Consider the following 14,289-nt stretch of genomic DNA (forward strand, 5'->3'; position numbering starts at 1 on the left):
TTATATTTTAGCAATACAAGCTAAATCCGTAAATTGTAGCATATCTACACTCGAAAAAACAATAGTATTATATTTTCCATTTACAACCATGAAACATATATTAAATTCGCTACTACCCCTTCTTATCATTAGCTTTTTATTTAGCTGTAAAGACTCAAATCCAGAGCCAGAAGAAAAAAAAACATTTCGTACAGTATTACTTTATCTAGCAGCGAACAACAACCTTTCTAATGAAGCATACGACAACCTAGATCAGATTGAAAATAATATCGCAGAAGTAGATGGAAATATGATAGTGTACGCCAGACTACCCAATAGCAAACCAGCCCTATACCAAATCCAGAATATAAAAGGAAAAAAAGAAAAAAGAAAAATTAAAGAATTTGAACATCAAAATTCTTCTGACCCTACTGTACTTAGACAAATTATTAATGAAGTAATTACATCATACGAATCAGAAAGTTACGGATTAATACTATGGTCACACGCTACTGGATGGGTACCTGCCAATATAGGCCCTATTAAATTAAAATCATTTGGCAATGATAATGGTAATGAGATGGATATAAAAAATCTCAATAGCGCTATTCCAAGTAATGTGTTCGACTTTATTATGTTTGACGCATGCTCAATGGCTAGTGTAGAAGTGTTATATGAAATAAAAGATAAAACAGAACATTTCATCGTTTCACCTGGAGAAGTAATTTCAAATGGGATGCCTTATGAGAAAATGGTAAATGATTTGTTCGAAAAAGGAACGCAGGCTTACATCAATATTGCTAACAAATATTACAACCACTATAACAGCCTTTCGGGTAATTTTCAATCAGCAACTATCTCCGTTGTAGACGCTTCGAAGTTGCAAAACATCGCAAACTTAACAAAAGCCACCATGCAATCTCAACACCCCCTATTTAATGACTTTAAAAGAAATGAGATTCAACGTATGGACTTTGATCGTTTTAGCAATCCACTAATTGCTTTCGATTTTTTAGACTTCATGGAGACAAATTACAATACACCTACAATAAACACGCTAAAAGACGCTATAAATGAAGCTGTAATCTACAAGGCTAATACAGCCAAATTTAATGGACATATAATAAACAAACACAGCGGATTAACCTGTTATATACCTATTTCGGATAATGAAAATTTAGTCCACGACTATTATAGAACACTAAAATGGCACTCTGCAAGTGGCTTTAATACAATTCTTTAATATAAAATACTTATTATTAGGTATATGTTTATCAGTGTATTTGATAGTATATTTGCATTTGAAAAGATAGGAACCAAACTATTAACTCAATATCTATGAAAAAGAAAAATACTAAAGATCATATTCAAGATCTATTAGACAGCATAACGCTTGTTAAGAATTGTATAAAAAACAATACAGCTGAGAATTGTGTAATGGGCTTACTAAACGAAAAGATCACATTCAAAACCGAAAATAATATACTTATACAAATAAAATTGTACAAATAATATATTAATACATTTACCAAACCAAAAGGGCATTGAATTTCAATACCCTTTTTTATTTTTTTGTGCAATAGCCCCACTTACACAAAAAGCAATAAATACTTCTGAAAAAACAAATAACTCAAATAATACACATACATTTGATCAGCTTTGCCTGCTCTATTGAATTTGGTAAGCATATAACTAAATCTGACATTTCATTGAGGAATCTCACTTGCATTTACTTTGGAATCAAAGTATATTTGTATGTTTCAAAGCATATATTTTACGGCTTTAAAATGAATTGTTAAATTTTAAAATTAAGATAAATGTATCCAGAATATTTAGTAGCACCAATGCGTCAAGAATTAGTAGACGCTGGTTTTCAAGAATTAAAAACAGTAGGAGAAGTTGATAGTGCAATTCCTTCGGAAGGAACTGTATTCGTAGTAGTAAATTCTGTATGCGGATGTGCTGCTGCAAATGCGCGCCCTGCTGCTCGCTTTGCTGTAGAAAATGGGAAAAAACCTAGCAAATTAGTTACTGTTTTTGCTGGCATGGAAAAAGAAGCTGTTGACAAAGCACGTCAATACATGCTTCCTTATCCGCCATCATCACCAGCTATGGCCCTATTTAAAGACGGTAAATTAGTGCACATGATCGAAAGACATATGATCGAAGGCCGCCCTGCTCAAATGATAGCAGATAATCTTATCGCTGCATTTGACGAATATTGCTAAGCAATATTCGCTTTATTAAAACAATAAAAGGTTCTCAATTGAGAACCTTTTATTGTTTTAATAACTATAGCTCGGTACATAATAAACATCATGTTTGTGATGTTTCCCTTTTGATTTGTCTCCTTTTCTATGCTTCTTTTTCTGACCTGGGGCATGTCTTTTAGCTGATTTTTCTCCGTAAACCTTTTTTGCTTTACCAGGAGGCAAATGTCCATGTGGATAACGATTACTCGTGTAACAAGACGAAACACTAAGACTTATTATTGCAACGAAAAGTATTGTTATAATTTTATTCATAGAATCTCCTATTTATAAATTTATAATCAATAAATAGACCAAACTATAAATTCCCCCACTAATTTATCCAATTACAAATATTTCGAACTAGCATTTCTTAAAATAATAAGACAAAAGAGGTTTTCAAAAAAGAATAAATAACACAGCAAAATTGAAATTTAGCATTCATTCAGAGATGAAGGAGAGTTTTAACCGTCCTTCATCTCAAATGTTAGTTTTTCTTTGTTACTGATTATTTACCTATCACTAATTATTGTCTATTGCGAATTGTAGTGCCTTAGAAAGGCTTAATTCTTTTAGTAGAACTAAGGTTTAAAAATTTCTGGAGAATTAACCTTATCTATTCCATTAGTTGGTAAATACTCATTCCAATAATAAAAACCAGAAGTGGCATAAGTACCTCCCGTTGAATTAGCTAACCAAAATTGTTGAGCTAACAGACTGTACGTAACTTCCTTAATAGCCGTATCATAATAAGGTTTGTACCTTATTTTCCGACCAACAATCTCTGTATTAGAAGGTATATTAGCCAAATAAACATAATAATCAAAGTAAGTGGAATAATAAACCCCACTAGTTAATCCAACGGTAACCAAACTGGACTTATACTTATCTCCATAAACATTTACTGAGATTGGGGTACTGTTTGATTTCGACCCATCACTAGCTATCAATATAAGGTCAAAACTATGATTCCCTTCTTCCAAATTGGGGATAATTAATTGTAGCGGAGCATTTCCGAAAGGAATATCTAAAATTATAGTATCCTTGCCAGCCTCAGCTAATGCTATTTTGGCAACAGAATTACCTGTAGGTGGAGTAAAATCTAATCTAGCTCTATTAAACCCTCTCTTCACATTCAAATTCTGTAACTTAATATTGGCATCTATAGCATTTGAATTGAAAAAATACTTTTTAGGCGACACATTACCTTGAGTATTAATAGTAAAAATCTCGTAAGGATTTTGTCCTGGCTTAACATTTTTAACAACGACCTTTTGACTTACCACAGATTTATCCAGAGGAAAATCGTAGTAGCTCGTATCTACTCCATTGACCAAAGCAAACTTTGATGCTGTTCCATTAGGTGGAATCATAATGTCTACTGTAAATTGTTCTATACCATTTGACACTATTATAGAATCAATACCACCTGGATAAACTCTAGTTTCAGCCACTTCCATCAAATCTCTAAAATGCTCATCTGGTTTATTACATGACTGCTGAAAACAACAGACATATAGCACAGTCAATAAAATTAATATCTTTTTCATAACTTATATTCCAACTTTAATAAGAACCAAAAAATGTTAGTTCATCGATCATCGCGTAAGTAGCATTACTCCAAGTTTGTTTGATTACAAATCTGTAATAACGATAAGGACCTTTAGGCTCATCAATTAAAAAATCTTCACCCGTAGTAGTCACTAAACTATTTCCTTCGATCGTAGATAAGCCTTCTGGACGCTTTGATTCAAAATCACTAATTTTCTCCCAACCATCAAATAATAAACTACTTGCTACAGGAGAATTACTTCCCCATACTTCAAATATCTTAGGAGTCAGTGTAGCAAATGCATGTGATGCTTTGTACCAATAATTATCATTACCGGCATGTACTAACTTAAATCTCGATACAGTAGCTTGCTTTCCAAAATCTATAGCAAAATTAAGATGCTGATTTGCATTTGTGTTGATAGCTTGGTAACTCAAAAATGCTGTGCCATTATTTACATTACCCACTAAATCATCCCACAAATTAGCTACACCAAAAGAAGTTTCGGATGTATAATACGCTAAAGATCCAGCCTGTAGTGCAAAATTACGATACCCACTTTTACTTAATTGCTCTTCGTATAATGGACTACCTTCAATTACGACAGAGTCTGATTTATTACCAAAGCGATCAGCGATATACAAATAATACTTTTGATCTTTCATAGGAAGATCTAAAAAATTCACCTTACCTTCTGCTGCACTTACTTGTTTATTTTGATCTGTTAAAATTTCTTTCACATCTTCGTGATACGTTGCCAAATAAATTGTCAAATTATCTTCCATAGGATTTGTAAAACGAACTCCCATCATACCAAATGAAAAATATGGATCTAAACTTTCTAATGCTTGGATATAACCGGGTTTAGCGACTTCTACATCAAAAATCTTAGAAGGTCCAGCAACATCTCCCCTGCTAAATGGTGTTAATGTTACAGAATGAACACCTTCCTTCGCAAATCCTTCTAAAACAACTTTAGACTCATATTTAGAAATTTTCACACTTTTATTAACACCCTCACGGACTGTAAAATCAATTTTAGTATATATATAATCATCTATTTGAGGTGTATTGATCGTTAGCTCTACCTTTCCTGGTAATGGCACAAATGATATGTTTTCTATAATATTTGGGATTTCTCCTGGCTTTTGACTAAAATCAATCTCTTCTGTACATGAACAAAGGAAATAGGTAGTCAAAGCAAATAATAAATATTGTACTTTCATAGCTCTTTTAGTTTACCAACCTGGATTTTGAATCAGGTTTTTGTTTGTATAAATACTCTGTAACGAAATCGGGAATAAATAATCTCTCTTCGTGAATTGACGTTGATATTTTGTTGAAATGCGATTAAAATCCGCTGGGATACGACCACTTGTTGTTAATCCATATACAGCACCACTTAGATTTTGCTCTGCTGTTTTCCATCTCAATTCATCATAAAAATGAATTCCCTCTAACCCCAACTCAATACTACGTTCCTTATGTATAATCTGACGTAATCCTTCCTTAGTAGAGTATTTATTAGGAGATTTTGAAAACCTAGTCCAACTTTCTTCTACAGTCAAAAGTCCTGCTCGCTCCCTTACTCTATTAATATATCCTAAAGCTTCTGCAGTAGGTCCATCTATCTCATTTATAACCTCAGCATAAGAAAGGTATAAGTCAGCTAATCGAATTACTGGCCAAGCATAAAGTTTAGCAATAACAGAACCATTACTTTCTTGAATTTCGTAATCCCAAGGAATATTTTTCTTAGGGTAATATCCTGTTGTGTTGCTATAATCCGAACGAGCTGACACCATCGGATCCCCATTCTTTACAGCCACCGAAAATTGATTATTCTCATCATAACGTCCCTGACCATACCATTTTGATCCATCAAAAGCTAGATTCGCATAAAATCTAGGCTCTCTATCTAAATTCAAACTTAATGTCTGATAAGAATTCTGAACAAACAATGAATTAATTTGCCCGGTATTTACCACATTAAAACGCCCATCATAATTCCATGAATTATCCTCATCAATAGGCACTCCATTTTTAGAATAATATTCAAGTGCATGATTTATTGTAACACTATATGTAGGATAAGCTGTCAACAACGGAACCAGTTTTGGCACCATATAGCTAAATTGAGTACTATTAAAGTATGATGCAGGATTAGCCCAAATTACTTCCGAATTATAACGTTCAGAAACTACACCTCTCAAATTTAGATGAAGCTTCATCGCTGGAGATAATGTAGTTGAAGGATAATCAGCATCAGCGTACTTTAATAATTCAAAACCATTGCTTTCGGCCAATTCTATTATCTCCTTCAACGCAGCTCGAGCCATCACCCATTTATTAGCATCGTATACCGGATTAAAGAAATTCTCTCCATTATGATCTTTAAAATTAGTATAATCAGAATTCCCATTATACAACGGACTAGCTGCTGTTAACAATACTTTTGCTTTAATACCCAACGCTGCTATTTTAGTAATTCTTCCAGCATCAGTCATTGGCATATCAACTATTTCTGGAAGATCTACAGCTGCTTCATCTATAGTCCCAACAATGTAATCAATTACATCATCAACCTTTTCTCGATAAGGTCTTGAATCTTCAGAGCTTGTATTCAAATCTAAATTTTCATCGACAATTGGAATCGGTCCTACCTGTTGAAACATCAAAAAATGCAAATACGCTTTGATGACCTTCACTTCTGCTGTCCATTTTAGCTTCTCCATCTCAGACATATCAGGTACTTTTGTTATATTTTCTAAAAATATATTACAATGTCTAATTCCTTCCCAAAATCTACTTAATTCAAAATACGAACCTGTGGGCAATGCTGCATTTTGACCTCCTGCAGGAATAACCCCCATATAGCCGTTGCTCCAGTCTCCATAATAATGATGCGCTTCTAATCCAGCATAAAATGCAGGATTGGTACCGCCTGTAGGTAAAACACCAGCAGGAGTACTTGGATTTCCATTTAGTGGATTTCCATTTACAGGTAAATGTGCATAACAAGTTGCTAGGTAACGCTGAGCAGGTTCTCGCATATTAAATGCCATATCTATTTCTGCAATATTATCTGGGATAATTTCCAAATATTTATTACAAGAAATTGTAGAAAATGCTATTGCTGATATAATAAAAATTTTACTTAATACTTTCATCATCTTAGAAATTTAGATTTAAACCAAAGTTTGTCACACGTTGAATTGGATAATTCAAACCTCCCCCTCGCAATTCCACATCCCAATCCTTAAACTTACTCCATACCATAGGATTAGTCATTGTACTGAATAGACGAAGAGATCTTACTTTATACTTCTCCAACCATTTATTAGGTACAGTATAACCTAATTCAATTTGTTTTAATCTCAAATACTCACCATTACGTAACCACCAAGAACTAGCAGCTGTATTATTAGATAAAGGATTGACTGAAAATCTTGGGGCTAATGCATTTAAATCTTGGTTATTTTCAGACCAATGACTATCTGCAAAAACTTGTAACAACTGGTTAACCCCACGTTTTGACACACCGTTAAAAGCATCTGTTACAGCCACATCAACAAAAGGATGAACACCAGCAGATGTATAATCAATCATGAAAGATGATCTTGCCGACCCCTGAAATAACATCGAAAAATCTAACCCTTTAAAGCTCGTGGAAAATCCAAAACCATACATAACTTCTGGTATATTAGGATATCCCATTGGCGTTCTATCCATAAAATTAATTAGACCATCACCATTTAAATCTAAATATTTAATATCCCCACCTCTTAATACACCACCAATATTTTGTTGAGGTGAATTGGCTACTTCTTCATCAGAAATAAATAGACGATCTGCAACATAACCATAATGCGAATTAATAGGCTTTCCTTCAAATAATAAATAATCTAAACCATAATCTATTTGTTCATACTTAGTATACTTTCCGGTCGCAAATGTAAAATTACCGTTCACACGAATTGACCAATCAGGCGTAAACCTATGATTAACTATTACTGTAGCATCCAACCCTCTATTATAGGCTTCACCTATATTAGCATATTGCGTAACAGGAACCCCCATCGTAATCGGCATATCGATACGAGGCATCAATATATTTTTACGTGTTTCTTGAAACACGTCCAAGTTCAACTCTATTTTATTATTTAGTGCAGTAATATCTAAACCTAAATTTGTCTTATATGACGTTTCCCATGTAATACTATTATTACCATACCTACTTATTGAGACCCCATTCACAAAATTGCCACCTTCTTCACCCCAACGCACGCCATTATTTGAGTTATTCAAATTAACCTGAGACAAATAGAAGAATCGATCGGAATCACTACCAATAGCATCGTTACCGATCATCCCATATGTGGCTCTAATCTTAAACATATTGAATACATTTTTTAAAGGAAAAAATGATTCATTGGACAAAGTCCAAGCCGCTCCGATAGATGGGAAAAAACCAAAACGATGATCTCTATGAAACCTTTCAGACCCATTATAGCCGAAATTAAATTCTGCCATATAACGGCTATCATAAATATAACCGAACTTACCTGCTAACCCCACATTTCTAAATGCTAAAGAAGCTTGTAGATTAGTCCCCTGATTATGTAATGAATTACGCAACAATCCATATACATTAGCATTAATAGCATGCTTTTCATCAATGACCTTACTATACATCAATGTATTTTCAAAATATACATTCTTACGAATTACGCGATCAGCTAAACCTCCAGCATTATAATTTAAAAATTCAGATCCTTGAGTTTCATTTAACAAGCGAATACTTGCTAATCCAGTTTCAGGATTTACAGCTCCAGCCGTATAGAAATAAGGATTAATCGAACGCATCAAATTCATTGAGGAATAACGAGTTGTATTAAACATAGCTCGATACTTCAAACCATCTAACCAACTAGATAAATCTTGATTAAATTCCAATTGTGCAAACATATTAGATGTAGAGCTCTCTCTATACCCTTTAGAAACTTCTGCATATGGATTTAAATAATCTCCATTATCACCGAAATTCCCATATTTTGTATGTTTAATATATTCGTATCCAGGAATATCACCATAGAATGCTGGAAAAAGTGCTGGATTTGCCTTTACAGCATAATTATACGCAGTACTACCACCAGGGATAGGACCTATATACTCATCAAAAGTACCACCTAAGCGAATAACAAATTTTGTCTTCTCTGTTAAATTTAAGTCAATATTACTTTTTAATTGATACGTATTTAAACTAATATTAGAATTGTAATTACTTGTTCCGTTCTTCTTAAAAAGACCATTATCCTTATTATAAGTACCCGAGACATAATAAAGAGCTAAATTATTACCCCCTCTTAAATTAATATTATTACGTTGTGTAAATGCGTACTCATTCATAATTACATCCATCCAATCTACTTGAGGATACAAAACTCGATCATGTCCGAGCATCGTATTTCGTATTTTATCATCAGAATAAAACACAGCAGAAGAAGGATTCCTAGCTAATAAGGCTTCATTATACAACGACATAAATGTTATAGGGTCAGCCGTTTCTACGATTCTTGTTGGCGCAGACAATGCCGCCTCTGTATTTAACATAATTTGCACTTGCCCCTGTTGTCCAGATTTAGTAGATACCAATATTACTCCATTAGCACCACGAGCTCCATAAACTGCAGTCGAAGTAGCATCCTTTAACAAAGAGAAACTTTCAATATCTTGAACTTGTAACCTTGCAAGATCATTAACCGAAACTTCCATATTATCAATTAAGATCAGAGGATCTCTTTTTCCTTCGCCAAAACTACTTACTCCACGAATAAAAAAGCTAGCATTATCAGCACCTGGTTCACCACTTGTTTGAAAGGAAATCATCCCGGCCATACGTCCAGCCAACGCAGTTGTAAGATTACTTGATGGAATTTTTAGATCTTTAGGAGAAACAGTTGTTACAGCTCCGATCATATCTGTTTTCTTCACCCGTTGATTAAAAGCAGTAATTACTACGTCTTCAATACCAATATCAGCTGGCTGTAGGTAAACATTTAAATAACTTTTTCCTGTAATATTAATGGATTGTTTTTCAAAACCAACTATATTAAAATCCAAAGTGCTAAAATTAGGAGGAATTTGAACTGAAAACTCCCCTGCTTGATTTGTTGCAGATCCTACATTAGTCCCATTAACGAGTACGCTAGCACCAATTAAGACAGTAGAATCTCTGGCAGAAAATACTTTTCCTGTAATCAAACGGTCTTGTCCATAAGAGTGCTCGAAAACGAAAAAACATATTATCCATACGAGGTAGAATTGTAATTTCATAGATATTTAGTTAAATTGGAATTATGTGTAACATAATGTATTACAAATCTACTTAAAATAAGTACGACTACGCTAAAAGCTATTATAGGCTATAGCGCACAACTACATATCCTAGTAATTAAAAAAAGAATACAGTTGCTTAAAAAAACGGATCTAAACACTAGTTGCACATGGTGAATTTATTTCCATAAGTAGACCATATTTATAAACTTGGACAAAATAAGTTGAAAATATGCCAAAAATAGTTGACTATATACATATATTATATCTTGCAACTCTTTCACTAGCCTTATAATGTCAGAAAAAACACCATTTATGAAATAAAACGATAATTTGATAACCATCCTCAATAGCCTTACTATTTAAATGAGAAAATTTCAAAGAGTGATTCACTTAAAAATATCTAAAGCTGACAAGCAAAAATTTTCAAATTATAGTCCAAAGTATGACAAACTAAAAGCACAACTTTTGAGGGTTGAAAAAAAAATCACTAGCTATAAATAGACCCATATAAGATGATGAAATTCTACAACAAATCACGATATTGATAAAAAAACAGTCCAGTGGAATTTTTATGAAAAAATAAAAAAAAGTCCGAAAATAGAAAAAGCCACTGAATTTCAGTGGCTTTTGTCGGGGTGGCAGGATTCGAACCTACGACCTCCACATCCCAAATGTGGCGCGATACCGGGCTACGCTACACCCCGAAAAGGTATCACCTTTGTTGATTGTGATGCAAATATACAGCGATTTTAATTATTTCCAAACAATAATTAAAAATAGCTGAGAAAAGCGCTGATTTATTGAAAGATAAATTTCAATCAAATTACAACAGTTAAAGATTTACACAAAACTGATGTAAATTAGTCAATAAAATAGCACCTTTACACTACTTAAAACCATCATGAAAAAAGAAGATATCACATCCCTAGACGATATTAAGATATTGGTCGACAGCTTTTATTCTCGAATAAGAGAAGATGATATGTTGGGGATAATTTTCAATCAAAATATTCAAGATCGCTGGCCTCAACATCTAGAAAAGATGTATAGATTTTGGCAAACAATCTTACTTGAAGAATATACTTATGATGGCAGACCATTTCCTGCTCATGCACATTTACCTATTTCAAAAGTTCATTTTGATCAATGGATAGCACTTTTTGAAAAAACGGTAAATAGCCTATTTGAAGGTGAGAAAGCCAACGAAGCTATATGGAGAGCAAAAAAAATGGCTATTATGTTTGAAAGCAAGTTAGATTACATTCGGACTAATCCAGACAAACCACTACTTTTTTAAAAGATGAGAACTTTAGTAAAACCTCCAAAAACAGTCGATCTGCATACCGATTCTTTTGTAGATGATTGGGAAGATTATGATGCTGATGAATTATTAACACTATCTATTGATCTTTTCAGAGAGAGTTTAGATGCTGCGATATATTGGGATTATGCAGAAATAAAATTTATTCATGGAAAAGGTAAGGGTAAATTGAAAGAATGTATTTATGAAGAATTAAGAGACTACAAAAATGCAGGTAGTATCGCGAGCTATTACCCCGCTTATCACAACGAGGATATTGTTATAGTTTTGATAGGTGTATAAAGTATACACCTATTTCGGAATGCTCTCGTACTGAGAATCTACTAGATAAAGTAAAGAGGCTAACGCCGCAACTCCAGATTGAAGCTCCCTCCTATCTACAGCCTCAAAAACATCTTTCGCCGTATGATGTAAATCGAAATATCGATGTGGATCGGGCCTAAAATTAAACATGATGGTATTAGGAAAATGTTTACCCCACACACCTGAATCTACGCCTGGGCTACCTTCTAAAAATCTAGAAACCCAATATTTATTTTCAAATAAAGGTTTCCAAACTTGTTGAATCCAAGTAACCGCACTAGAAGAAGCCTTTATATCAAATCCTCTCGGAGCAAAACCACCTGCATCACTTTCAATAGCAGCAATTATTTGATCATTCTTTTCCTTTGCATCAGCACCATATTTTACAGCACCGTGAACACCGTTCTCTTCATTCATATAATACACTAAACGAATTGTATGATTAGGTTTATAGCCCAAATTCATTAATGTTCTGATCGCGTCTAAAGTACCAGTTATTCCTGTCCCATTATCATGCGCCCCCTCTCCTACATCCCAAGAATCCAAATGACCTCCAATAGTAATAATTTTCTCTGGAGACACCCGCCCTTTCCACTCAGCAATTACATTATGAGAATTAACATTACCCTTCCATTGCGAGTTTATTTTAAAATATACCTTTTGACGAGGATTACTTTTCAAAATTAAACTTAATCTATTAGCGCCAACTGCAGATATTGCAGCAGCAGGAATACTATCTATCCCATCCGTATACCGTGTCCCTCCCGTATGTGGAAAATCATCCCGAGACGAAGACGCCAATGATCGAAAAATATAACCAACTCCACCTAATTTTGCAACTTCTGAAGGGCCCCTACTTCGTTGAAAACTATTCAATCCATAAGCAACACCAGTTTCTACCATTGATTCATCCCATGGCTTATTGATAAATACTATTTTCCCTCTTACTTGTTCGCCATACTTACGTAAATCTGACAACAACTCAAGCTCCAATACTTCCGCTGTTAAACCACCTTGTGGCGTTTTTACAGAACCACCGAGTGCTAAAATTTCAAACTCATCTTCACCTCCATCAAGCTTTAATACCTCCTTACTCCCTCTATCCCAATAAGGAACTTGGACATCTTGAAGATAAACACAATCAAAAGGTAATGTTTTCATTAAATCATAAGACCATTTAACAGCTATTTCAGCATTTTTCGAACCTGAAATACGGTTTCCAACATCTTTCGTCAGCGACCTCAAGTCATCGTAAGCTTGTCCTTTATAAAAAGAATGATCGTAAATCTTGCTCATTATGATTGAATCCTGTTGCGCCTTAGCGCCTAATACACAAGAAATTAAGAAGATTATAGATAATTTTATTTTTCTCATTACTATTGAGGTATTACTAATTAAAAAAAGTGTTACTCTTACGAGCAACACCTTTTGATTATTTTATTGGTGTAATTGTTATCTTTCTAAATTCAACACCTGTATGATCTCCCTGCAAATAAATTGGACCAGGAGCCCCTTCTTTACTATCTAACGCTCCACCAGTAATACCTGGAATTTCTTGATTATTGATCACAGTCTTACCATTAGAAACAATAGTAACCATACGACCTCTTAACGTAATTTCATATTTATTCCACTGATCTGGACCTAATGTATTGATTTCGCTTGGTGTTAAAAATCCGTAAACACCACCATAATACAACGACCCTGGGTGTCTATCTAATGGTGAATCCTCTATTTGCACCTCATATCGACCACGTAAATAAATCCCCGAATTGCCTTCTTTTGCATATTTGAATTCAACTTCTAATTTAAAATCTTCAAATGTTTGATCAGAAATTAAATTCGCACCAGCCTTTTTATTAACCAATACACCATCTTTAACTTCCCATTGATTATCTTCAGAAGAAGCTTTCCATCCTGCTAAATCTTTGCCATTGAATAAATCAATTGCTTGCCCTAACTGCATATCACCTTCCCTAACTAAATAAGGAGCTTTTTCTCCTTCATATGAAAAGACATTACCTTTATTACTTGTGATAGTTCCTTTCAATTTGCCACCCTCTAGGGCACCTTCTACATTAATTAATCCATCACCACCTTCCCATTGCGGTGGAATTTCAAAATAAAACTTACCATTTTCATATTTTATTTGAGACACAGGTCTAGCACTACCCGCATCCGCTACAAAATAGCCAACAATTGTATTGAATCCCGAAAGCTTCACCTCTAACCATGAAGGTACTTGCTTACCTTCCTTCTCGACAGTAATATCCCATCTTCCAATAATTTGTTTAGCCTCTTCTGGAATCACTTGAGTAGCAGGATTGTGAATCTCTTCCTTGCTCTCTTTGGTTTGTTCAGAATTACACGAAAACATTGTAGCTAATGATAAAGCAGCTAACAAAGCATAATTACAATTTCTTTTAAATTTCATATTAAAATAAACATATGGGTTTATAACATCACTAACAAATATAGTATTTAAATACACGAACATCAGCAAAAGATAAACATTACACAAAATAGTAAAAAATAAATAAATTAGA

10 protein-coding genes and 1 tRNA gene are annotated in these 14,289 nt (G+C 33.9%); 4 read left to right on the forward strand and 7 right to left on the reverse strand.

Annotation, left to right across the window (positions count from 1 at the left end; all coding sequences use genetic code 11):
- The first annotated feature begins 88 nt into the window (after positions 1-88).
- Positions 89-1,222, forward strand: a complete 1,134-nt coding sequence (locus IPZ78_RS08485; protein ID WP_225552671.1) for a clostripain-related cysteine peptidase — start codon at positions 89-91, stop codon at positions 1,220-1,222.
- 574 nt (positions 1,223-1,796) lie between these two features.
- Entirely contained in the window at positions 1,797-2,207 is a 411-nt protein-coding gene (locus IPZ78_RS08490) for a BrxA/BrxB family bacilliredoxin (protein ID WP_225552673.1), read from the forward strand.
- Positions 2,208-2,809: 602 nt separating this feature from the next.
- On the opposite strand, the gene IPZ78_RS08495 is transcribed toward IPZ78_RS08490, so the two are convergent.
- The 5 genes from IPZ78_RS08495 to IPZ78_RS08515 form a co-directional block, all read right to left on the reverse strand.
- Entirely contained in the window at positions 2,810-3,778 is a 969-nt protein-coding gene (locus IPZ78_RS08495) for a DUF4998 domain-containing protein (protein ID WP_225552675.1), read from the reverse strand.
- Between the two features lie 16 nt (positions 3,779-3,794).
- Positions 3,795-5,006, reverse strand: coding sequence for a DUF5000 domain-containing lipoprotein (locus IPZ78_RS08500; RefSeq protein WP_225552677.1), 1,212 nt, complete (start codon positions 5,004-5,006; stop codon positions 3,795-3,797).
- A gap of 12 nt (positions 5,007-5,018) precedes the next feature.
- Complete coding sequence (locus IPZ78_RS08505) at positions 5,019-6,953, reverse strand: RagB/SusD family nutrient uptake outer membrane protein (protein ID WP_225552679.1); 1,935 nt, start codon at positions 6,951-6,953, stop codon at positions 5,019-5,021.
- Between the two features lies 1 nt (position 6,954).
- A complete protein-coding gene (locus IPZ78_RS08510; protein WP_225552680.1) occupies positions 6,955-10,116 on the reverse strand; it encodes a SusC/RagA family TonB-linked outer membrane protein in 3,162 nt (1,053 codons plus the stop codon).
- Between the two features lie 633 nt (positions 10,117-10,749).
- Positions 10,750-10,823, reverse strand: a tRNA-Pro gene (locus IPZ78_RS08515).
- Between the two features lie 197 nt (positions 10,824-11,020).
- Between IPZ78_RS08515 and IPZ78_RS08520 the strand changes: the two genes are divergently transcribed.
- Positions 11,021-11,416: a group III truncated hemoglobin gene (locus IPZ78_RS08520; RefSeq protein ID WP_225552682.1), complete on the forward strand. Its 396-nt coding sequence runs from the start codon at positions 11,021-11,023 to the stop codon at positions 11,414-11,416.
- 3 nt (positions 11,417-11,419) lie between these two features.
- Positions 11,420-11,722 carry a hypothetical protein gene (locus IPZ78_RS08525; RefSeq protein ID WP_225552684.1) on the forward strand — a complete coding sequence of 101 codons (303 nt, stop codon included), beginning with the start codon at positions 11,420-11,422 and terminating at the stop codon, positions 11,720-11,722.
- A 9-nt stretch (positions 11,723-11,731) separates the two neighbouring features.
- Here IPZ78_RS08525 and IPZ78_RS08530 read toward each other — a convergent pair whose 3' ends face one another.
- Both IPZ78_RS08530 and IPZ78_RS08535 read right to left on the reverse strand, forming a co-directional pair.
- A complete protein-coding gene (locus tag IPZ78_RS08530; RefSeq protein WP_225552686.1) occupies positions 11,732-13,117 on the reverse strand; it encodes a M20/M25/M40 family metallo-hydrolase in 1,386 nt (461 codons plus the stop codon).
- Between the two features lie 58 nt (positions 13,118-13,175).
- Positions 13,176-14,177 (reverse strand): 3-keto-disaccharide hydrolase, encoded by a 1,002-nt coding sequence (locus tag IPZ78_RS08535; RefSeq protein WP_225552688.1) that lies wholly within the window; start codon positions 14,175-14,177, stop codon positions 13,176-13,178.
- Positions 14,178-14,289 lie beyond the last annotated feature (112 nt).

The organism is Sphingobacterium bovistauri, assembly GCF_020295405.1.
Taxonomy (GTDB): Bacteria; Bacteroidota; Bacteroidia; order Sphingobacteriales; family Sphingobacteriaceae; genus Sphingobacterium; species Sphingobacterium bovistauri.